Source organism: Janthinobacterium sp. UMAB-60, from assembly GCF_900095235.1.
Lineage (GTDB): Bacteria > Pseudomonadota > Gammaproteobacteria > Burkholderiales > Burkholderiaceae_D > Janthinobacterium.
Genome location: NZ_LT607488.1, coordinates 73,561 through 96,086 on the forward strand (window position 1 = coordinate 73,561; position 22,526 = coordinate 96,086).

The 22,526-nt window shown below is 63.6% G+C and carries 19 protein-coding genes and 1 tRNA gene; 12 read left to right on the plus strand and 8 right to left on the minus strand.

The window, feature by feature from the left end:
- Positions 1–96: 96 nt before the first annotated feature.
- The 8 genes from K0F86_RS13025 to aqpZ all read left to right on the plus strand — a co-directional run bounded on the left by K0F86_RS13025 (position 97) and on the right by aqpZ (position 5,765).
- Positions 97–172: transfer RNA gene (locus K0F86_RS13025), tRNA-Glu, on the plus strand.
- A gap of 97 nt (positions 173–269) precedes the next feature.
- Entirely contained in the window at positions 270–1,439 is a 1,170-nt protein-coding gene (gene earP, locus K0F86_RS13030) for an elongation factor P maturation arginine rhamnosyltransferase EarP (RefSeq protein WP_219134775.1), read from the plus strand.
- Between the two features lie 135 nt (positions 1,440–1,574).
- On the plus strand, positions 1,575–2,150 hold the full coding sequence (locus K0F86_RS13035; RefSeq protein WP_071078242.1) for an elongation factor P: 576 nt from the start codon (positions 1,575–1,577) through the stop codon (positions 2,148–2,150).
- A gap of 157 nt (positions 2,151–2,307) precedes the next feature.
- Positions 2,308–3,471 (plus strand): amidase family protein, encoded by a 1,164-nt coding sequence (locus K0F86_RS13040; protein ID WP_257572143.1) that lies wholly within the window; start codon positions 2,308–2,310, stop codon positions 3,469–3,471.
- A gap of 34 nt (positions 3,472–3,505) precedes the next feature.
- Entirely contained in the window at positions 3,506–3,916 is a 411-nt protein-coding gene (locus K0F86_RS13045; RefSeq protein WP_219134776.1) for a hypothetical protein, read from the plus strand.
- Positions 3,917–3,982: 66 nt separating this feature from the next.
- Positions 3,983–4,441, plus strand: a complete 459-nt coding sequence (locus tag K0F86_RS13050; protein WP_219134777.1) for an Ivy family c-type lysozyme inhibitor — start codon at positions 3,983–3,985, stop codon at positions 4,439–4,441.
- Positions 4,441–4,851: a GNAT family N-acetyltransferase gene (locus K0F86_RS13055; protein ID WP_219134778.1), complete on the plus strand. Its 411-nt coding sequence runs from the start codon at positions 4,441–4,443 to the stop codon at positions 4,849–4,851. Before K0F86_RS13050 ends, K0F86_RS13055 begins: the two co-directional genes overlap by 1 nt.
- A 224-nt stretch (positions 4,852–5,075) precedes the next feature.
- Entirely contained in the window at positions 5,076–5,765 is a 690-nt protein-coding gene (gene aqpZ / locus K0F86_RS13060) for an aquaporin Z (protein WP_219134779.1), read from the plus strand.
- Between the two features lie 189 nt (positions 5,766–5,954).
- On the opposite strand, the gene K0F86_RS13065 is transcribed toward aqpZ, so the two are convergent.
- A complete protein-coding gene (locus K0F86_RS13065; protein WP_219134780.1) occupies positions 5,955–6,782 on the minus strand; it encodes a helix-turn-helix domain-containing protein in 828 nt (275 codons plus the stop codon).
- Between the two features lie 217 nt (positions 6,783–6,999).
- Here K0F86_RS13065 and K0F86_RS13070 point away from each other — a divergent pair, with 217 nt between their 5' ends.
- From K0F86_RS13070 to K0F86_RS13085, 4 genes are all read left to right on the plus strand, one after another.
- Positions 7,000–8,151 carry an MFS transporter gene (locus K0F86_RS13070; protein WP_219134781.1) on the plus strand — a complete coding sequence of 384 codons (1,152 nt, stop codon included), beginning with the start codon at positions 7,000–7,002 and terminating at the stop codon, positions 8,149–8,151.
- A 237-nt stretch (positions 8,152–8,388) separates the two neighbouring features.
- The gene (gene cysS / locus K0F86_RS13075; protein ID WP_219134782.1) at positions 8,389–9,765 is read left to right on the plus strand and encodes a cysteine--tRNA ligase; all 1,377 of its coding nucleotides are present in this window, start codon (positions 8,389–8,391) and stop codon (positions 9,763–9,765) included.
- Between the two features lie 41 nt (positions 9,766–9,806).
- Positions 9,807–10,376, plus strand: a complete 570-nt coding sequence (locus K0F86_RS13080) for a hypothetical protein (protein WP_219134783.1) — start codon at positions 9,807–9,809, stop codon at positions 10,374–10,376.
- Entirely contained in the window at positions 10,369–10,911 is a 543-nt protein-coding gene (locus K0F86_RS13085; protein WP_219134784.1) for a hypothetical protein, read from the plus strand. The genes K0F86_RS13080 and K0F86_RS13085 overlap by 8 nt, the downstream gene beginning before the upstream one ends.
- Here K0F86_RS13085 and dbpA read toward each other — a convergent pair.
- The 7 genes from dbpA to K0F86_RS13120 form a co-directional block, all read right to left on the minus strand.
- A complete protein-coding gene (gene dbpA / locus K0F86_RS13090) occupies positions 10,898–12,325 on the minus strand; it encodes an ATP-dependent RNA helicase DbpA (protein WP_219134785.1) in 1,428 nt (475 codons plus the stop codon). The genes K0F86_RS13085 and dbpA overlap by 14 nt on opposite strands.
- Positions 12,326–12,435: 110 nt before the next feature.
- Entirely contained in the window at positions 12,436–12,672 is a 237-nt protein-coding gene (locus K0F86_RS13095; protein ID WP_102121041.1) for a hypothetical protein, read from the minus strand.
- Positions 12,673–12,877: 205 nt separating this feature from the next.
- Complete coding sequence (locus tag K0F86_RS13100; protein ID WP_219134786.1) at positions 12,878–14,542, minus strand: acid phosphatase; 1,665 nt, start codon at positions 14,540–14,542, stop codon at positions 12,878–12,880.
- A 280-nt stretch (positions 14,543–14,822) separates the two neighbouring features.
- The gene (locus K0F86_RS13105) at positions 14,823–16,619 is read right to left on the minus strand and encodes a hypothetical protein (RefSeq protein ID WP_219134787.1); all 1,797 of its coding nucleotides are present in this window, start codon (positions 16,617–16,619) and stop codon (positions 14,823–14,825) included.
- Positions 16,620–16,638: 19 nt separating this feature from the next.
- Entirely contained in the window at positions 16,639–18,330 is a 1,692-nt protein-coding gene (locus K0F86_RS13110; protein ID WP_219134788.1) for an FAD-dependent oxidoreductase, read from the minus strand.
- A gap of 19 nt (positions 18,331–18,349) precedes the next feature.
- Positions 18,350–20,479 (minus strand): thiamine pyrophosphate-binding protein, encoded by a 2,130-nt coding sequence (locus K0F86_RS13115; protein WP_219134789.1) that lies wholly within the window; start codon positions 20,477–20,479, stop codon positions 18,350–18,352.
- 48 nt (positions 20,480–20,527) lie between these two features.
- Positions 20,528–22,522, minus strand: coding sequence for a lipoxygenase family protein (locus K0F86_RS13120; RefSeq protein ID WP_219134790.1), 1,995 nt, complete (start codon positions 22,520–22,522; stop codon positions 20,528–20,530).
- Positions 22,523–22,526: the final 4 nt, after the last annotated feature.

Genomic DNA, 22,526 nt, shown 5'->3' on the forward strand with positions numbered 1-22,526 from the left:
GTGCTGAACGGGCCTGACAAGTCAGGCTTTTTTTATTTCTGCGATCGCTGCAGTACCGGGTCAGGATGCGGAGTAATGCATTCAGGACAGATTTCTGTCCCCATCGTCTAGAGGCCTAGGACATCACCCTTTCACGGTGAGTACAGGGGTTCGAATCCCCTTGGGGACGCCAGACCGGCTGAATCAGCCAACAACAAAGCCGCCTGGTAAAACAGTGCGGCTTTTTTGTTATTGGGCGTCGTGCCCACGTTTTTCTCTTCCCGTTGACTATGCCACTTCCTACCGATCGCGCACCATCCCTGGCCATTTTCTGCAAAGTCGTCGACAACTACGGCGATATCGGCATTTGCTGGCGTCTGGCGCGGCAACTGGGCGGCGAGCACGGCGTGGCCGTCACCCTGTGGGTCGATGATTTATCCAGTTTCCAGTGCATCTGTCCTGAAATCGATGTGGCTGCCGAAGCGCAGCAAGTGTCCGGCGTCATGATCCGCCACTGGCGCGGCCAGGATGGCGTGTTTGCGCCGGCCGATATCGCCGATATCGTCATCGAGTTTTTTGCCTGCGACATTCCACCCGGCTACATCGCCGCCATGGCGCAGTGTTCGCCGCAGCCGGTGTGGCTGAACCTGGAAGGCTTGACGGCGGAAGAGTGGGTCGAGGGCTGCCATGCGCTGACCTCGCCACGCCATGGCATGATCAAGCATTTCTTCTTCCCCGGTTTTACCAATAAAACGGGCGGCTTGCTGCGCGAGGCGGCGCTCGATGAAAAAAGGCTGGCATTCCAGGCCGATGCCGGCGCCATGGCGGCATTCCTGGGGCAATTCGGCGTGAGTCCGGCGGAAATGTCTGCTTTGAAAGTATCGCTGTTCTGCTATCCGTCCGCGCCCGTCGCCCAGTTGTTTGGCGTATGGCAGGCAGGTAGCGAGCCCGTGACATGCCTGGTGCCGGAAGGCGTCGCGTTCGATGCCGTTCAGGCGTTTATCGGCGACGATGCGGCGACGGCTGGTGCGGTGCGCACGCATGGCGCGCTGACCGTGCGCGTGCTGCCTTTCGTGCCGCAAGACGATTACGACCGCTTGCTGTGGGCCTGCGACGTCAATCTCGTGCGCGGCGAGGATTCCTTCGTGCGCGCGCAATGGGCCGGCCAGCCGTTTCTCTGGCATATCTATTTGCAGGATGAAAACTTGCATCATGTGAAATTGCGCGCCTTCCTGCAGCGCTATGCGGCCGATGCCGATGGTGTCATCGACAGCCTGGCGCAGGCGGCGCTGGCCTGGAATGGCGCCAGCGCGGACGCCTTGCCGTGGACGCTGCTGTGGCCCGCCTTGCAGGCCGACCTGCCGCGCATCAGGGCACGCGCGCGGGCCTGGCAGCGGCAGATGCAGTCCAATGGCGATCTGGCAAGTAACTTGCTGGCGTTCGCCGGCGCGACGAGATAGGCGCTTGCCAAAAATTAAGGTAAAATGCCCGGTTATTTCTAACGTATTTTTAACCGATCAAACGCAAGCTTGCGGCGCTGATGGCGCACAGGCGGCAGATGGTCTTCATGCAACCCACTTTTTACGTACATTCCTATGAAACCCGCAAAAGAAATTCGTGTTGGCAATATCATCATGGTCGACAGCAAGCCAATGATCGTGTTGCGTTCTGATGTCAACGGTTCGAGCCGCACGGGCTTCACCTACAAATGGAAGATGAAAAATCTTCTGACGAACACCCCGATGGAAAACGTGTTCCGCGGCGACGACAAGTTTGACGTTGTTGTTCTGGATAAAAAGCCCGTGACGTATTCGTACTTCGCCGACCCGCTGTTCGTCTTCATGGACACCGAGTACAACCAGTACGAAATCGAAGAAGAAAACCTGGGCGATGCACTGCATTACCTGAAGGATGGCATGGAATGCGAAGCCATTTTCTACGACGGCAAGGCTATCTCCGTTGAACTGCCTACGACCATCGCCCGTCAAGTGGTGTACTCGGAGCCTGCGGTCAAGGGCAACACTTCGGGCAACGTCCTGAAAGAAGCCAAGATCGAAAACGCCATCGAAGCGCACCGCCACATCGTGCAAGTACCGCTGTTCGTGGCACAGGACGATGTCATCGAAATCGACACCCGTACCAACGAATACAAGCGTGTCGTGCGCAACTGATTTGCCCCAGTGCTTGACCATCAAGAAACGCTGCCTTCGGGCGGCGTTTTTTTTGCTTAAAAAATAATTCCCTTTGACAACAATTGAGTTGCAAGGACTGCTATGCTATGGATAGCACATTATTGCGTTAGAAGCACTGAAGTTTCCTGGAGATAGCATGCAGCGTAGTCATATGGTGCGCGACGGCGCATATCGGGGCGCGACGCCTGCCGTGCCGGCGCGCGTGTCGCGCCCCGTATTGGCCCGTGCCACGGCGCCCGCCAGCCCCATGGCCCACCTGCTCGATGCGGGTGTCTTGCCGCAACAGCAGATGATGCGGGCAGGCAAGCTCAGTTCGCATGCGCTGACGTCGCAGTACCTGGCGCGTATCCGCTCCCTGTGCAGCATCGGCGCGCGTGCCTATGCCGGCATAGAAATCAATCCCGATGCGCTGAAAATTGCCCTGGAAATGGACCGCGAGCGGCAGGGGCACAAGGTGCGCGGCCCCTTGCATGGCATCCCTGTCGTCTTGCGCGACAATATCGCCACCGGCGACCGCATGAAGACGCGCACGCAGGCGCAGCTGGCCACGCAGGCCAGTTGCGATTCCTTTGTCGCGGCGCGTTTGCGCGCGGCTGGCGCCGTCATCATCGGCAAAAGCAATTTGCGCCAGTGGGCCGCCGTCAGCGTGCCGCATGCCAGTGCCAGCTGGGCCGGCCTGACCATCCTGGCCGTGGACAGCGCGGCGGACGGCGCCATCGTCGCGCCTGCTTCAAATTGCGGCCTGGTCGCCATCAAACCCACGGGCAGGGCAGCCGCCGGGCAGGGCGGCGAGCCAGCCACGGCGGGACCGATGGCGCCCAGCGTGCGGGAAGCGGCCTGGCTGCTCGCTGCCCTGACGGGCGAGCGCCTGGCCGATGGCATGGTGCTCGACGCCGCCGGCTTGCATGGGCGCCGTATCGGCGTGGCGCGCCACCTGTTCGGCCAGTGTGCCGGGACCGATGCCGTGATCGAGCAGGCACTGCTGGTGCTGCGCGAACAGGGCGCGGAACTGATCGAGACGCCGCCTGCGCCCGGACCAGACGGCATCGCAGCCTTGCTGTGCTCGCATGAGCTCGATGCGCTGGTGGGTCCGACCTGCCATGGCGTATCGCCGCAGTCCGACTTGCCGCACATTACGGTGCCTGCCGGCGTGGTTGCGGGCTTGCCCGTCGGTTTGTCCTTCATCGGACCTGCCCATGGCGACATGCCGCTCATTGCGATGGCCTATGCCTATGAGCAGGCGACGTTGCACCGGCGTACACCGGCATTGCCGTCCAGCATCACGCAGGCGCTGCGTTGACCATGATGATACTTTTCGCTTTCTTTCGATAACTATGCTTGCAATCTTGCTGCTGAGCGCGGCCATGGCCGCCACCCCGACTCCTTTTGATGCCGCGCAACTGTCTGGCAGTTGGTCCGACAGCGTGAATACGAGCAGTGTTTGCGAAGAAGCGCGGCACTTTACGCGCATGCAGCTGTCTGACGATCATCAGCGGCTGGCGATCTTCAACGACCGCACCTGGAAAAGCAAGCTCGGTGAAACCAACCGCTTTGCCGCGACCGTGGTGGCGGAAACGGAGCGCAGCCTGACTTTGCGCTATGACAATGAAACCCGCCTCAATGCCGCTGGCAAGCTGGTGGAATGGCAGTTGATCATCGTCGCGCCCGGCGTGTACCGCTGGCGCGAGACGGGCTGGCCGGAAGGCAAGGTCAACGGCGTGGTCGGCATCCGCTGCTCTCCCTGATGCGGGTGTGCAAGCATGGCATTCTGCTATGCTGCCCCCCATTACACTATGCTTTCAGGAGAAGTCATGTCCGCACGTTTGTTGTCCCCCCTGTTCCTGGCCGCCGCCGTGGCGCTGGCCGCCATGCCGGCGCAAGCGCGTACGCCCAGGCTGTCGCTCATTGAGCAAGCGCAAAGCTGCGACGGCGGCCATACCTGCCCGTATTTCCCCGACGTCTACAAGGCGGACTACGCCTTTCGCACGGCCTTCAATGTGGGCTTGAAAAAAGCCGGCCTGAAGCGCCAGCGCTGGGTGCCAGATGGCGTGGCCAGTCCGCTCAAGCCCGTCGAGATCGACGGCAAGGCGCGCCTGCTGAGCAGCGTCTGCGAACCGCACAATTGCGGCCACCACTACACCATCCTGTACGACCCGGTCGCGCGCAGCATGACGGGCGTGTACATGGGCAGCGACGACAAGGGGGAACTGCGCACCGTGTACTTCGGCGAGCCCAGCATTGCCGAAGCCGACTTGCTGTACAAGAACTGATGCACGCGCCACTACGCATCTCCAGCGAACGCGGCGAACTGGACGTGCCCATGATCCACCGCTACCTGAGCGAGCAGTCGTACTGGAAGCGTGGCGTGGCGATCGAGACGGTGCGCAAGGGCATAGCCAACGCGCTGAGTTTCGGCGGCTATGTCGATGACCAGCAAGTGGCGTTCGCCAGGGTCATCACCGATTACACGGATTTTGCCTACCTGCGCGATGTCTTTGTGCTGCCGCCATATCAGGGGCGCGGGTATGGCAAGCAGATGGTGGCCGCCGTGCTCGGCGATGTACGCTTGCGCGATGTCGCCTGGATGCTGGGCACCGACGACGCGCATGGCCTGTATGCGGGCTTTGGTTTTGCGCCGCTGGAGGCGCCGCAAAAATACATGCGCCGCCCCGCGCCATAAAATTATCAAAAAACCTTTAAGTGACAAGATAACCATTAGCATTATTGCACAAAATAATGTTGCATTGATAATGACATCATGTCATTATCTGCGCTCTGCAGCGTGCGCTGCGTTGCGTTGCTGGTGCTGTGCTTTGTCGTCGCCCCCTGGGCGCGGGCAAAGGTGGTGAGCGGTCCGATTCGTCGTCCCTGGCACGTTTTCTCGTCACTTTAAAGGAATACATCATGAAACAATATGGAGCCGAGTTTCTCGGCACGTTCTGGCTGGTGCTGGGCGGTTGCGGCAGCGCCGTGCTGGCGGCTGGCTTTCCCGGCCTTGGCATCGGCTTTGCCGGTGTGGCGCTGGCGTTTGGCCTGACGGTGCTGACCATGGCTTACGCCATCGGTCACATCTCGGGTTGCCATTTGAATCCTGCCGTCTCGATCGGCCTGTGGGCCGGTGGCCGCTTTCCCGCCAATAAACTGTTGCCGTACATCATCGCGCAAGTGCTGGGCGCCATCGTGGCCGGCGGCGTGCTGTACGTGATCGCCAGCGGGCAGGCCGGTTTCGATGTCAGCAAGGGCTTTGCCTCGAACGGCTATGGCGCCCATTCGCCGGGCGGCTATTCGATGTTGTCGGCGCTGGTGATTGAAATCGTGCTGACGATGTTCTTCCTGATCGTCATCCTGGGCGCCACCGACAAGCGCGCCCCGGCCGGCTTCGCCCCGCTGCCGATCGGCCTGGCGCTGACCCTGATCCACCTGATCAGCATTCCCGTGACGAATACCTCCGTCAACCCGGCCCGCAGCACGGGCGTGGCCTTGTACGTGGGCGACTGGGCCACCAGCCAGTTGTGGCTGTTCTGGCTGGCACCCATCATCGGCGCCTTGCTGGGCGCGCTGGCCTACCGCTTGATTGCTGGCGAAAAAGAGTAGGTCGGCTTAGCCCGCAGGGCGTAAGCCGACAATGCCGGCAGCGTAGCTTGTCGGCTTACGCGCGGCTGCGCCACGCTAAGCCGACCTACGCGGCTGGCGTATCGCCTGGTTGCCGGTGAAAAATCAAGGTGTAGGTCGGCTTAGCCCGCAGGGCGTAAGCCGACAATGCCGGCAGCGGCGCTTGCCGACCTACGCGGCGCGCCACTCGCTCAGGTAGTGCTGCGGCGTGCGGCCCAGGATGCGGCGGAACATGGCGCTGAAGGCGCTGGGGCTGGCGTAGCCCAGCGCATAGGCGATGGCGGCCACGCCTTCGCCCCGGTCGAGGCGGCAGAATGCCTCGGCCAGGTGGACTTGCTGCAGCCATTGGCGGTAATGCAAGCCCGTTTCCTTGGGAAACAGACGGATCAGGGTGCGCGCGCTGGCGCCCGCCTCCTGCGCCCAGTCTTCGATGCTGCGCCGGCTGCCCGGTGCGCTCATGATGGCCGAGCAGACAGCCACCAGGCGGCGGTCGCGCGGCCATGGGATGGCGAGGGGCACCGTATCGGCGGCCGCCAGTTCCGACAGGATCAGGTGGGCCAGCCAGTCGCCGCGTCCCGCCAGCGCATACTCGATCGGTTCGGCCAGCAAGGCCAGGATCAGCTCGCGCAGCAGCCGGCTCACTTCCAGCACCTTGCAATCGGCGCCATACTGGGCCGCTACCTGCGCATCGATGTACACGGTGCGCATGCTCAGTTCGCTCAAGATGTTGACCTCATGCACGATGCCCACGGGGATCAGCAGGGCGCGCCGGGGCGGCAATATCCACACGCCGTGCCCGGTGGAGACGCGCATCACGCCTTCCGTCGCATACAGCAGTTGCGCCCGTACATGGCTGTGCGGCGCCGTATAGTCGCCCACCGCATATTGCCTGGACATGGCCGTCACGGGGCGCGGCACGTGCTGGTAATCGTGCGAGCTGGTGCTGCGGCTGAACGGCACGCCAGCGGGGTGGGTCTGGGCAGGTTGCTGGGTATACATGTGGGGCGCTGGCTTGTCTCGTGGTTGTCACTTGGGCGACGATTATTGGAAGTTATCAGTTCGGCGACCATACTATACTGGCTTCTTTGCCGGGCCGCCCGCCGAGCCCGATTATTGCGGATGACACATGCATACAACCACAACTGCTCCAGCATTGGCCAAGCCCGTGCCGGCGGCCCCCTCGCTTCATCGTTCCCAACAACCATCCGGTCTGGCCATGCACATCCTGGGCGCCGTCGCCTTCGTGCATTTGCTCAATGACCTGATCCAGGCATTATTGCCGTCGATTTACCCGATGCTGAAAGCCGAGTTTTCACTCAGTTTTACCCAGGTCGGCCTTATAACCCTGACGTTCCAGTGCACGGCATCGTTGCTGCAGCCGTGGATCGGCTTGTACACGGACCGCCGTCCGTTGCCATTCCTGTTGCCGATCGGCATGTGCTTTACCCTGGCCGGCGTGCTGATGCTGTCCGTCGTCTCGACCTTTCCGACCCTGCTGCTCGCCGCTGGCCTGATCGGCGTCGGTTCCTCGACCTTCCACCCGGAAGCGTCGCGCGTGGCGCGCATGGCCTCGGGTGGGCGATACGGCTTTGCCCAGTCCCTGTTCCAGGTGGGCGGCAACGTGGGTTCCGCGCTGGGGCCGTTGCTGGCGGCGGCCGTCATCGTCAACCGCGGCCACGGCAATGTCGCCTGGTTCAGCTTGCTGGCCGTGCTGGCCATCGGCGTGCTGTACAAGGTCAGCCACTGGTATAGCGGCCACCTGGCCAGCTTCAAGCCGAAGGCGGGCGGCCACGGGCCGAACTTGTCGCGCAACAAGGTGTTGCAAGCGCTGGGCGTGCTGGCCCTGCTGGTGTTCTCGAAGTACATCTACATGGCCAGCCTGTCGAGTTATTACACCTTTTACCTGATCGACAAATTCCACCTGTCGCTCGGCGATGCGCAGCTATACCTGTTCCTGTTCCTCGCCGCCGTGGCGGCCGGCACCTTCATGGGCGGCCCCATCGGCGACCGCATCGGCCGCAAGCGCGTGATCTGGATTTCCATCCTGGGTGCCGCCCCGTTCACCTTGCTGTTGCCGTATGTGGACCTGTTCTGGACGGCCGTCTTGACGGTGATCATCGGCTTCGTGATTTCTTCCGCCTTTTCCGCCATCGTCGTCTTCGCGCAAGAACTGGTGCCGGGCAAGGTGGGCATGATCGCCGGGATTTTCTTTGGCCTGATGTTCGGCGTGTCCGGCATCGCCGCCGCCGCCATGGGCCATCTGGCCGACGTGGCGGGCATCGCCTATGTGTATCAAATCTGCTCCTACCTGCCGCTGCTGGGTATCCTGACGGTGCTGCTGCCGCATATCGAGCAGGCGAAAAAATAAGCGGGGGACGCGGAAGGGCTTGACTGCCCGCCCGCGTCCATGCGATATTTGTCCCATGATCACTTTCATCCTCGCTCCAGTTTTTGCATCCGGCGCCGCTGCTGCGCTGTGTCCGTGCGCCTGGCTTCGTGAGGATGCGGCCCGGCGCCGTTAAACTTTTTACTCCTCATTCGATGGCCACAGTGTTGAAAAACCTGTGGCCATTTTCTTTTTCCGCAATGCGCATGAAAGTCCCGCATGACACTTCATTTGTACGATACGTATAGCCGCAGCCTGCGGCCGTTTGAACCCATCGCCCCGGGCCAGGCGGGCCTGTACGCCTGCGGCCCCACCGTCTACGATTACGCGCATATCGGCAACTTGCGCACCTATCTGTTCGTCGACGGCTTGCGCCGCGCGCTCGCGTTCAACGGCTTGCAGGTGCGCCACGTGATGAATATCACGGACGTGGGCCATTTGACGTCGGATGCGGACAGCGGCGATGACAAGGTGGAAGCGCGCAGCCGGCGCAGCGGCGAGTCGGCCTGGGACATCGCCGCCGCATTCACGCGCGCGTTTGAAGACGATCTGCGCCAGTTGAATATCCTGCCGCCCACCATCTGGTGCCGCGCCACCGACCATATCGCGGAGCAGATCGCGTTCATCGGCGACCTGGAAGCCAAGGGCTACACCTACCGCACCGACGACGGCATCTATTTCGACACCACGCGCCAGGATGATTATGGCAAGCTGGCGCGCCTGAAGCGCGATGGCCTGCAGGCGGGGAAACGGGTGGAGCTGGGCGAGAAGCGCGACATCTGCGACTTCGCGCTGTGGAAGTTCAGCGGCGTGCCGGGCCAGCGGCAGATGGAATGGGACAGCCCCTGGGGCCTGGGTTTTCCCGGCTGGCATATCGAATGCTCGGCGATGGCGGAAAAGCACCTTGGGACGTATTTCGACATGCATTGCGGCGGCGAAGACCACGTGGCTGTCCACCACAGCAACGAGATCGCGCAAACGCAGGCGCGCCACGGCACGCGCCTGGCCAATTTCTGGCTGCACGGCGCTTTCCTCAAGACGCAGGATGCGAAGATGTCGAAATCTTCGGGTGACTTTTTGCGCCTGCAAAGCCTGGTGGAGCAGGGCGTCGATCCACTCGCCTACCGCTACCTGTGCCTGGGCGCCCATTACCGCAGCAGCCTCAATTTCACGGACGACGCCTTGCGCGCCGCCGCCAGCGGCCTGGCGCGCCTGCGCTCTACCGTGCATGGTCTGGGCGAGGCGCAAGGCGATGCCGATCCGGCGTGGCTGGGCCGCTTCACGGAACAGCTCAACGATGACCTGAATTTTCCGCGCGCGCTGGCCGTGGCCTGGGAACTGCTGAAAAGCGATCTGCCCGATAGCGTCAAAAAAGCGACCTTGCTGCGCTTCGACGAGGCCTTGGGCCTGGACTTGCTGCGCTGGCAGCCGGCGCAGGTGGACGTGCCGCAGCAGGTGCAGGCCTGGATGGCAGAAAGGGCGCTCGCCCGCGCGCAGCGACTGTGGGCCGAGGCGGACCGCTTGCGCGCACTGGCGCGTGCCGCCGGCTATGACATCGACGATACGCCGCAAGGGCAACAGGCGCGGCCATTGTGAAGATGTCCTGCATAATGGCCGCCTGATAATAGGGAGATGCCGTGAAGCGTCGTGTGCTGCTATTGAGTTGTTGCCTGGTCTTTTCTGCCGCGCAGGCGGCCAGCGAGTGTCCGGGCTTTCCCGCGCTGGCTCCGTCAGGAGAGGCGCTGCTGGCGCAAGTGCGCGCGCTGCCGCCCGTCGGCATCGACCGCGAACGGCAGGCGTGCGCGCCGGCGACCATCATCGACTTCGCCTACAGCGGCGGCACCTTGTGCCGCTTTGGCGGCGAGATCGAGGCGGCGACGGCCGCCGTCACGCGCCTGGCCGACGGCGGTGAACTGGTCGAATACCTGTACCTGTTCCCGTATGCGCCAGCCACGCATGCGCGTTTGCTGGCGCTGCTGGCCGCGCGTTTTACGCCAGTCGACAAGGCGGCCTGGCCGGCCTTCCTGCGGGGGGCCACGCCGGGCAAGGAAACCACGGCCCTGTTCACGCAGGGCGGCTACCATATTTCGCTGGGCAAGCCCAGCGCAGGCGATCCTGCCGCATGGTATTCGAATGTGATCTTTGAAAAGGTGGATAAACCTGCCTTGGGCGTGCGCAAGGTGTGCCGGGAAGGGCGCGATGGCTGAAGCGGACGCCTTTCCGGCCGCCTTGGCCGGCACTGTGGCGCAGCTGTTGCCCGCGCTGGGGAGCAGCCGGGCACACCCGCCATTTGCCGTGTATCAGAATGGCGAGACCTTGCTGATCCCGACGCGCACGTACTACGACCGCGAGCAGTTGCTCACTTGTACCCGGCTGCCCGGCGACGCGGGCGTGATCGCTCTGTGCCTGGGCACGCGCCACCATGACGGCCATCTGCGCGAAGCGTGTGCAAGACAGCTGCTGCAGCAGCAGCGGGTATGGACGGTGCCGTTCGTCGTGCACCTGTGCGGCGAATACGTGCTGGAGATTATCGAGGTGATTGGCGCGGCGCTGCCGGCCTGGAATGGAGAAGCGCTGGTGCGCTATCTGCGGGAGAATCCCGCGTATCTCGCCACACTGGAGCGGCGCAGCATCAGTTACTGGAGCTGCTACTACCGCGGGCGCTATCCCGTGTGGGAAGACTATCCGGGACGCAGGGCCATGGCGGCCCTGCGTGCATTGCAGCAGCTTACGCCTCGATAAAGCGCATCTTGAAGCTGCGGCCCTTGATGTTGCCGAAGTCGCGGCCCAGGGAGTTACCGGCGTTGAGGCGCTTGAAGGCCGCTTCGGCCACCTTGCGGTCCAGCGCCACGTAGGTCATGAACTCGAACACGTTGATCTTGCCCACTTGCTCCTTCGTCAGACCCGCATCGCCCGTCAATGCGCCCAGCAAATCGCCCGGACGCAGCTTGTCCTTCTTGCCGCCCATGATGCACAGGGTGACCATCGGCGCCGGCAGCGCCTCGATCCCGTCATCTTCCGCCAGTTCCTTCAGGTCGTGCCATTCGGCGGCGCTGTTCTGGTACTGCTCGATCAGCTTGACCCATTTTTTCTCGTTCGGCGCGCACAGCGACAGGGCCAGGCCCTTCTTGCTGCCGCGGCCAGTGCGGCCGATGCGGTGGATGTGCACTTCCGTGTCTTTCGAGACGTCGACGTTGATCACGGCGCCCAGGTCGGAAATATCGAGGCCGCGCGCGGCGACGTCGGTGGCGACCAGCACGGAGCAGCTGCGGTTGGCGAACAGCACCAGGATTTCATCGCGCTCGCGCTGCTCCAGTTCGCCATACAGGGCCAGCGCGGAAAAGCCTTGCTGGCGCAGTTCGTCGGCCAGTTCGCGGCAATGCACCTTGGTGTTGCAGAAGGCCAAGGTCGATTCCGGCTTGAAGTGTTTCAATAGCTTGCCGACGGCGCCATTGCGCTCGTCGAAGCCGATTTCATAGAAGCGCTGCTCGATCTTGTCGTTGTCGTGCTGCGCCTCGACCGTCACTTCCAGCGGATTGACGAGGAACGATGCCGTGGCGCGGCGGATGTCTTCCGGATACGTGGCCGAGAACAGCAGGGTCTGGCGGCGTGCGGGGCAGGCGCTGACGATGCCGGCGATTTCCTCGTAAAAGCCCATGTCCGTCATGCGGTCCGCTTCATCGAGCACCAGGGTCTGCACGTGGTTCAGGTTGATGGTGCCGCGGCCCAGGTGGTCGCGCATGCGGCCCGGCGTACCGACGACGATATGGGCGCCGTGTTCCAGTGAGGCGATTTGCGGGCGCATCGGCGCGCCGCCCGTCAGGGTCAGGATCTTGATGTTACCGGCCGCGCGCGCCAGGCGGCGCAATTCATTGGCCACCTGGTCGGCCAGTTCGCGCGTGGGGCACAGCACCAGGCCCTGCACGGCAAACCAGGCCGGATTGAGCTTGTGCAGGATGCCTATGCCGAAGGCGGCCGTCTTGCCGCTGCCCGTTTTCGCTTGCGCGATCAGGTCGCGGCCATCGAGCACCGCCGGCAGGCTTTGCGCCTGGATGGTGGTCATCTCGTGGTAGCCGAGCGAGTCCAGATTGGCCAGGAAGGCGGGCGTCAGCGGCAGGCTGGAAAAAGAATTGGTGGTGGCGGTGGTGGTGTTCATAGGGGCGGAGCCGGTAAAAAGCGGGTGGATGGGCACAGTCTACAGGCGTTCTACGCCCTTGTGCGGATGGTGGTGTGGAAGCCGGCGGCAAACGGCCGCCGGCGTGGGTACTAATTATCTGGCGCCCAGATGGGCAAGCCAGTGAGATCGAGGCCGGCGTCGCGCGTCCATACGGGCAGGCCCGTGGCGTCGGTCGGCTCCAGCAATTCGAGCTGCACCTGCTTCAAGGCCACCTTGCGCGCGCGCGCTCGGCGCTGCGGTTCCGGCGCCGGCTCTGGCGCCTCGTGCGCTGGCAGCTGGCCGAAGCCGGGCAAGTCGATGGTGGCGTTGTCTTTTTTATCTCTCATTTGCTAACCTCTGTCCCTGGCCTGTGAAAGCCAAGGGGCGGGCAAGGTGCTGCCGGCCTATGTCAATACGCTTTAACTTCATCCACAAAACAAAAGCCCGGCTACTGGAGTCGGGCTCATTGTTGGAACAACCGTCAGGAATACCTGTCCTGCGGATTTAAGTGCGGCACGCAGTGTATCACAGGCGTGCCGCATTGTGGGAGGCTTAGCGGAAGCTCAAGGCGCCAGTCAAGTCGCCCGGCGGCAGCGCGCCGCGTGACGCAAACGCGTCGTTGCGCACTTTCAGGCCTTCGAGCAGCGGCAGATCGTGCAGGCGCGTGATCAGGCGCAGGATCGACGTCGTGTCATAAAAACTGTGGTCGACGGCGCCTTTTTTCGCGTACGGCGAGACGACGATGGCGGGAATGCGCGTGCCCGGGCCCCAGCGGTCGCCCTTGGGCGGCGCCACGTGGTCCCACCAGCCGCCGTTTTCGTCAAACGTGATCACCACGATCATGTCTTTCCACTGCGGCGATTCCTTCAGATGCTGGATGATGTTGGCCACGTGCTGGTCGCCCGATTCGATATCCGAATAGCCCGCGTGCAGGTTCAGGTTGCCCTGCGGCTTGTAGAAGGTCACGGCCGGCAGCTTGCCCGCCACGGCGGCGGCGAGGAATTTGTTCGAGATCGGGCTGTCGCCCGTGCCGCCGTCGCGCAGGTGCTCGGCGCGCGCAGCCGTGCCAGGCGCGAACTGCTTGAAGTAGTTCAGCGGCTGGTGGTGGAACTGGAAATTCGGCTTGCTGCCGCCGCCCTTCTGGTCGAGCGCCGCTTGCCAGCCGCCTCCGTACCACGCCCAGCTGACGCCCTTGCGCGACAACAGATCGCCGATGGTGTCATAGGTTTGCGGTGGCAGGGTGTTCGCGTCGGCCGGGTCGGCATGCAGCGGATCGCCATCGAAGGCGGGGCGAACGTAACTCGGTTGATATGGCGGCGCCATGGTGTTGACGGCATAGCCGTCCGGCGTGAGGGCGCCGTCGTTCACGTACTTCGGCTTGCCATCGAGCGCGGAGGCGGGGCACTCGGGCGAGATCGCCAGGCGCACGCCTTGAGGGCCATCGGACAGCACGGCGATCTTTTTCTTCGCCGCCGTCTCGGCGGCATTGAAGTATTCGTTGGCGCGGCCCGTGACGAGGAACTGGTGGTTCATGTAGGAGCCGCCGAAGGCCGCCATGAAGAAGTTGTCGCACAAGGTGTACTGCTCGGCGATCTGCCACAGGTTCAGGTTTTTCGACGTTTCGCCGTAGTGGCCCATCACCAGGCCGCCGCTGTCGGCCCACGCGGCAAAGCCGTCGTTCTTGCCGCCGTTGATCTGCATCTGGTTGTTATAGAAGCGGTGCACGAGGTCGCGCGTGATGATGCTCTCGGGCAGGGGCTTGCCGGACGCGTCGCTCAGTTTGTAGGGCGCGTTCGGCAGGCCGGAAATCTGCTCTTCCTTGATCAGGTAATCGATGCCGCCGATATTTTGCTGGTTCGGCACCAGGCCGCCCCAGATCTTCGGCAGGGTGGCCAGCGGCTTGCCGTCGCGGTCCAGCTGCCGCGCCTGTTCGGCCGTGACGGCGGACAGGGGCGCGCTGGTGCCGGGGAAGTTGGCGAACAGGTTGTTGAAGCTGCGGTTTTCCAGGTAGATCACGACCACGTTCTTGACGTGCGCCTTGAGTTTCGCGTCGAGCGAACCCCTGGCGATGGTCTTTCTGGCGGGCGCGGCGTCGGCCAGCGCCGGCAGGCTGGCGGCCAGGCCGACTGCGGAAGCGGCCTGGAAAATGCGCCGGCGCGAGGGATTGGCGGGTTGGTCGGCCGGATCGGCTGGCAGGGCGGGGGCGAGGTCCTTCACACATTCTCCTTGGGTGTCATTCGTTTGCTGATGCGCGAAAATTGTATCACCGTGGCCTGGCAAATGTGAAATTTCACGGCTGCGTATCAGCAGTGCTTTTCACCTGCAGGAAGCAAGGCAGGCAGCGGCGATTTGTGCTGCCCGGTGATACGGGGGCGGAATGGATCTGAATGCAGGCGGGCGGCAACAGACATGCGAGGCCAATGAGGATCAAAGGACTTTCACTGGAGGCCGCTTTGCTGGCGTCGGAAAAAGCGACGTCGGCAAGGCGGCCGTGCGCTTACACTACCGTTTCAATGCCGTGGAAGTTCTCATAGAACTCGGTGGCGAAGCGTTCGCCGGGCAGTGGGGCGAAATCGTTTTCCAGCCAGGTGGCCAGGCGCGCGGCTTGCGTCTCGTTGCCTGCCCAGATCAAGGCGCTGATCTTGCTCTGAGGCGCAGGCGTCACCGAAAAAATAAGCCGCCGGTGGCCGCGCAGCACCTCCAGCGCCACTGGCGCCGTCTTGGCGGAGGCCCAGGCCAGCGCTGCCGGTGTGTACGGATAGCCATTGATACCTGTAATAACGTCGTCCGGCGCCAGCCCGCTATTTCCGGCCGGCGTGTTGTCGAGCACGTTATAGATGGCCGGTGCGCCCTGGTTCAGGAACATGATGCCCAGCTGTAGCACGGTACTGTGCTGCACGGCAAAGCCCAGTTCGCCAAGCAGCGCCTCCGTGCCCAGCCCGCCCGGATGGCGTACCGCCGCGCCGATCTGTGCCCCCAGTCCTGCGCGCTGGCTATCGAAGTAGGTGATCACATCATCGTTGGTGTAGCCCTCATGATCGCGGCCGCCGCTGAGATATTCCTCGAAGAAGCCGCGGAAGCTGCGGTCCAGCGTCTGTGTGTTCGAGCCCAAGCGCAGCGTGGCATCGACATCGAAGGCGATCAGCATACCCTTGTCGTAATAGTCGATGCTGCTGGCCGGCCGGCCGGGGTACTTGGGGTGATTCAGGTAAGTCGCCAGCGAAGAATCGGCCGCGCTGACGCGCTCGTAGGCGGGCACCGCCCGCAGGTGTTCCAGATAGCCAACCACGCTGCTGAAGAATTGTCCGGGACTGTAGATGCCGGCCCGGGTACAAGACAGAAATTCGTAGTAGCGCGTGAATCCCTCGGCCATCCACAGTCCTTCGCTGAAGCTGCCGCAGGTCAGCGCATGCTGCAATTGCAGCAGTGGCGCGGGCCGCAGGCGCCGCACGTTCCAGGCATGGAACAGTTCGTGGGCGCACACGCGCACGCCGATGGCGTTCTGTGCGGGATCGACGAAGACGTCTTGGCTCAGTCCGCACATGGTGCTGGTCAGATGCTCCAGCCCCCATTCGGCGGCCGGGTTCAGGCTCAGCACGAAGGTGTAATCCTCGAAAGGGAAGGTGCCGAACATGCGTCCAAAGCCCGCCGCCACCTGCGCCACCTGGTCGACGAACGCCTCCACACCCTCGTCGAAACCCACGCCGCTGTCAACAAAGGCAAAGTAAAACGGCGTGCCCTGGACCGTACGCTCGAGCAAGCGGTAACCGCCCATGACGACCGGCGTATCGAGCAGGATCTCGTAGCTGGGATAGCGCCACCCGTTGGCGCCCAGCGGCGTGGCCCCGGACGGATGGTGGATGCTGGCGCGCCACGCTTCCGGCAGCTCATAACTGACGGAGCAGGGGCCCGCATGATCCGGGCTGTGCAGATAGCGCGTGCCCAGCAGCACAGCGTACTCGCTGTCGACGATGCCGGCCTGTTCACCGAATTCAGCCGCATAGGCCGAGGCGCGGTAGCGGACGGTGACGTCGCCCGCGCCGCCGTCGACAACGAAGGCTTGCCAGCCATCGCGCCACAGCGGCAGGGGCGCGCCGCTGTGGCTGTCGTGGGCCTGCAGCTCGAAAAGCTCCCGCGCCAGCGGCGCAAAACTGTAGTCGCCCGGCACCCAGGTGGGCGTCTCCAGGCGGATCGGGCCGCGCGCAAGGTCGCCCGTCAGGCGCATGCAGACAGTCAGTTCATGCCGTTGCGGATCGACGGACACCTGGTAGTGCACGTTGGAAGTTGTGGTCATGGTGGACTCCTGAATGGATTCAGAGAATGGTCGGCGGTATCGGCGCGTACATCGCCGCATCGGCCTTGGCAGCGACTGTCGGCTCGATCTCCAGCGACGCGCGAATTCCCGATTCGATCGCGCCCTCGATCCACGCGTGGCGCAGCGTGGTCCAGTCGCCGGCGAAGTGCAGATTGCCGACCGGCGGCGCGACGTCCGCTTGCAGCTCGCTGAGCTGGCCCGGCGCAAACATCGCCGCCTCGCCCATCGCCAGCGGACTGTCATCCCAGTTGACCGAGTGGCCGGCGATGAAATGCTTGCGCACGTAGTCGCCGTGCACCTGGGCTACGCCGTCCAGCGCGAACTGGATGCGCTGCTCGTTGTTGAGCGAACCCCAGCCATGCGCCTCGGTCTCCCAGGTATAGCTGGCCAACAGCACGCCGCTGGACTCGCCGAAGCCGTGGCTGGGGTAGTAGATGGTGCGGTTGGCCAGGTCCGTCAACGAGCCGCCGCCCCAGATGTTGTCGCGGGTTTCCCAGAAACGTTCGTCAAAGCTCATCAGAACCTTGCAGGCGGAATCGTAGTACAGCTGGCGTATCATCTTGCGCTTGGCGTGCGGCAGCATGGGGCTGAAATCGACCGTGCGCAGGCAGGGCGTGGGCACGGTCAAGATCACGTGGTCGGCGCTGACGCGCGAAGGGTGGCTGTGCTCCGCCAGCTCCGCGCCCAGGCTGACGACGCCGTCCCATGTGGCGTCGTAAGGTTGAAAGTTGAGCTGCGCGCGATCGCCCTTGTCGGACCATTCCACGCTTTGCAGCCATTGATTGAAGCACACGCGCACGCCGGCGGCCTTGAGCGGCGCGAGCCACGCGCGCACCAGATTGTCGCTGCCGCCGGTGATTTCCCAATACATATTGTCGGAGTTAATCAGCGACATTTCGATCAGGTTCTGCACGAACGACAGCGCGCGCCGGCTCTCCAGGTTTTGCATCACCTCGACGAATTCCACGCCTTCAGCCGACAGCAGCGAGAACTGGCGCAGGAAGCCGTTGATCGAATAGCTGTCGTAGCGCGCGATCGCTTCCGGCCAGTTCTCGCGCGGCGCGGCATTGACGAAGTCCTTGACGAAGTCGGTCACGCTGGCCAGTAGCGTCGGCCCGTTCATGCGCTGCTGTGCCTGCGGCAGATTGCTCAGGTCATAACCGAGCGCCTTGCCCGGATATTCATGCTTCAGATAGTCGCCGGTGCGCAGTTTGATGCCGTTGACGTAGGTCCAGGATTGATACGCCTTGAGAGCCGGCGCGGCGGCCACGGCGCCGGACAGCACCGCCAGCTGATCTTGCGCCTTGATGGTGTCGCGCTTGACGTCGACCTGGTAAAAGAAGTTGGTCGGCACCGAGTACTTGCAGATATAGGTGCGCAGCAGGTGGTGAATCTGCAGCGGCAGCCGCATCGCGCCGGCTTCGCCGTACAGATCAGCGCGGCCGAAGTAACGTTCGCCGCGCAGCGTGTGGACGCGCCCGCCGATGCGGCTGCCGGCCTCGAACAGGCTTACCTCATGGCCGGCTTCGGCCAGCAGCTGCGCCGACACCAGGCCGGCCATGCCGGCGCCGACGATGGCGATTTTCTGCGGCCGCGTGGTTTTCGGCAGACCGTTTTTAATAATGGACAAGTACTCGGCGATGACAGGATCATCCTGCTCGCCCAGCAAGTCCTGGATGTTTGTGCTCATGGAAAGTGCCTTTCAAAAATCAGACGATGGCGTGATTGGCGGCGGGCGGCGTGCCGTCCAGCTTCCAGCGCGTGTTGCTTGGCAAGTCCTTGCAGACGTTGCGCACCGCCACCAGCGTGAAGGTGGAGTGCGGCGCCAGCGGCGCGCCACCGCCAAAGGTGCAGCCGCCGCTGCCGCCGCTGATGCCCGGCCCATGCGGCTGCGGCCCCGGTGGCGAGCCGGCCTTGATTTTTTCGAGGACGGCCGCCAGTTCCGCATTGGTGCTTGCCTCGTAGCCCACGCCACCGAAACCGCGCGCCAGCGCGGTCCAGTCCCACAAAGCCGTTTGCGGCACCCGGCACAGCGCCGCGAATTTACTGGTCGAGCCGGGCGCGAAGGCGTTGGCGTTGATCAGGAATTGCTCGATGGCAAACACGCCGTTGGCCATGACGAACACCACGTTGTCCAGGCCCAGTTCGGCCAACGTGCCGATGGCGTTGCAGCTTTCGGCAAAAGCGCCGTCGCCGGAAACGGAGACCACGCGGCGCTTGCTGCCGGCCGCTTGCAGCGCCAGCTTGACGCCGCAGCTGGCCGCTGGCGAGTAGCCAATCGCGCCCCATGCCAGCTGGGCGATATAGCCGTTTTGCGGCGACTTGATATTGTTCAGGTTGTAGAACGTCAGGCCGGTGTCGGCCAGCACTACCGGCGCGTCGCCGTTTTCGTCGTTGCCGAAGGTGTCCAGATAATCGTGGTGCAGCAGTGACTTGAAACTGTCCCAGGTGATCTGCGCATCGCTGGCAAAGGTGGATGGCAGTGGAATGTCCCACACCGGGCCGACGATGGCGGGGAAGGGCGCCGCCGGCAATTTGCCGTCGGCGTTGAGCAGCGCCTGCTGGACCGGCGCCAGCGACGGATAGTTCTGCACCAGCACCGCCATGACGGTGCCATTCGGCCGGCTGATCACCTCGTTGAGGGTGCTGATGAAACTGCCAAGGGCAACGTCGCCCCAATACAGGCCGCCCGCCACGCCGCCGTTCAGGCGCGCCGCGCCCATGCGCACTTCGATGGCCGCGCTCATCGGCAGCGGTGGCGGCAGGTCCGGGTTGTAATCGGTCCTGGCCAGGCCGGAGAAGTTGAAGTCGGTCTCTTGCACGCCCAGGCTGAGGATCAGGTCGGCGGAGCGCACCAGATCCTGCACGTTCTGCTGCGAGTTCTTGCCATTGTAGGTGCCGGCAAAATACGGCGCGTCATATTCGCTGAGGACGCTCTTGCCGAGCAGGCTGGACAGATACGGCGCCTTCAGCGTCCTGAGCAGATTGGCGAACGCATCCTGCAAGCCGAAACGCGCCAATTCCACGCCGCCCAATACCACCAGCTTTTTTGCCTGCAGCAGCAGCGGCAGCGTCGCCGCCACCGCCTCGCCCAGCGAAATCGGCGTTTGCGGCACGGGCGATTTGAGCAGCGGCGGGCGCGAACCGACGTTGCTTAATTTGTACGCCTCCATCTGGTTGGCAATTTCAATGTACACCGGCTTGGAATCGGTGATGCAGGCGGTCAGGGCGGCGTCGATCAGGTCGGCGGCATACGCCGGATTGTCGATGCGCACCGCCATGCGCGTGACTTCGCGCAGCACGCGCAGGTCGGTATACGCACCGTCGAACATGTGGTGCCACAGCACGCCCTGGTCGCGTTGCGAATTGAACTGGGCCGCCGACGGCGAACCGTTAATCAGCACCATGGGCACGTTTTCAACGAAGGCGCCGGCTACCGCCTGCACCGCGTTCAGTGCGCCGACGCCATAGGTGGTGGCCACGCAACCGACAGAGCCGGGAACGGCGCGGCCGCAGCCGTCGGCGGCGTAGGTGGCGCACATCTCGTTGTTCGGGTGGACGCGCACCAGGCCGGCGTTGTCAGGCCCGTCGAGCGTCTCCACCCATTCGCTGATGTAGTCGCCGGGAATGGCCATGACGTGGCGCACGCCGATCTCGGCCAGCCGCTTGTTCAGATAGGTGGCGACGGTGTCGACCTCCTCGCCGGGTGCCGCCGCCGGCGCTTGCAGCAAGCTGGCGCTGGCGCTGGCATTGGCCACTGGCGCGGCCTCAGGCAGCGCTTGCGGAGCGCCGAACTGACGCCGGTATTGTTGCTGAGTCAATAAATAATTGTTAGGCATGGGATTTCCTTGATGATCAAACAGGATTCGGCCGGGCGTGTTGGCCGCTCAGATCTGGATGGCGTTGGTGGTCGCCGCGTTCAGATGCTGTGGCGCTTGCCACGCAACCAGGTTGGCGCTGAGGTAGTAATACGCCAGGCTGTTCGGCACCGGCGTGGCGCCGCGCCAGGAGGCTACGCGGGCTTGCTGGTTGGCGCCGATCACCGACGTCACCGACGCCGGGCCTTGCCAGATCTCGTTCCAGAAAGCGCCGACGGCCGCCTGTTGCGGCGAGCCGGCCGCGTAGGGATAAATCTGCTGCATGTCGGCCCCGCTGGCGGGAGTGACGCCCAGGGTTTCGCTGACCACGCTGGTGCCCGACATCACGAATGAAATCTGCGGTTGAATGGTGTTGTTCTTGTCGCTGACGACTTGTGCCGGATTCGGCAGCGAAGCGAGCACCGTCTGGCGCGAGACGGCGGCGGCGTTGGCCGGCGGCGGCGCCTGCATGGCGAAGGCGCCATTCGGGATGAAGCCCCAGGCGTTGAACATGGTGTTGTTGACGGCGGTGTGCTGCACCGAGCAGGTGAACAGCAGGTTGCTGAACACGCTGTTCAGGCAGGCCACGCTGGGCGTCCAGGTAAAGCGCGTGGCGCCATCGTGGTTGAAGGCCGCTTGCACCGCGTTCATCCAGCCGTTCAGGCCGGCGTCGGCGGCCACGGCGGCGTCGTTGGCGTAGGTGGCGTTGACGATGCCACTGACGAAGTTGTTGACCGCCGTCCACCATCGCTGGCCGTCATCGCGATATGGAAACACCACCTTGGTGATCGGACCGCTGTTCAGGCCGCGCTTGCTGATTTGCGCCGGAAAGGCGTTATCGTCAAAGCGGTAGTTCTGGTACAGGCTGCTGATGACGGAATACAGGCCGACGCGCCCGGTCGGCAGCACATTGTCGCAAAAACTGCCTTTCTGATAAATGGGCGTGTCGCTGATATCGGCCTTCATGCCGATTACGCCGCTGTTGATGTTGAACGATTTTTGCAGATAGGGCTTGGCCAGGATTACCAGCGCATGGTTGGCCGGCAGCACGCCGGTCAGGATCTGGTTCAGCGCTGCCGTGCCGAACAGCATGTCGATGGTGTGGGTGTTGAACAGGTGGGAGCCGCTGAACCACCATTGCTGGTCGGATGAGGCTACCCAGAGTTTGGCCAGCAGCCAGGCGTCGCGCTGCGGGTCGGCCGCGTCGGTCGGCGTGAAGATGTAGGCGCCGCTGTCGGTGGCGCTGATCTGTATCGCCTGCGGCGTGAGTGCGGCGCCGCTGGCGTCGATGGTGAAGAAGCACAGCGGCGCGGCCAGGTGGCTGCCCTTGCGCACCAACTGGCCGGTGACGGCGGCGCCCAGCACCGGCCGGTAGTCGCAGACGAACAATGCGCCGGCGTTCTGGGCGGCGCTCAGGGTCGCTTGCAGGGCGGACAGTTGCGCGCCGTTGCTGGCCGCGCCTGTCCAGGCGGCGATGTCGTAGCTGGCGGCGTCGGCCAGCTTGATCACGTTGGGGTTGGCGCTACCGAGGCGCTGGCGCGCCAGTTCGCCGTCGTCGGCGACCCAGTTGCCGCTCAGCGCAGCCACCTGCTGTTGGGAGAAGAGGCTCGGATCCCACATGCCCTGGGTAAAATACTGCTCGATGATCTGGGCGGTGGTCGTGCCGTTGTACTGCTGGCCCGGCACATGGTTGGCGATGTAGCTCATCGCCGCGGACACTTGCGTCTGACGGTCGAGGGAGTCCTGTTTGTCGGCGGCCGTGGCCTGCCAGTTCTGCGGCACCGTGTTGATGTCGTCTAGCCACGGCGGCAGCACGCCGCCGAAGGTGCCGCTCTGCGGATACTCGCTGCTATCGTAGTTGAGATCGTCCGGGGTCAGCCCGCTGTAGACAAATTGTGGCGCTATCACGTCGCTGGCGCGCGCGTTCGCCTCGGGCGCGCTCGCGCTCTGGTACAAGCTGCGCAGCGGTGCGCGCAGGCCGGCGGTGTAGGCACCGGAACCGGCGTAGGATTTGTTGTCGCTCATTGCA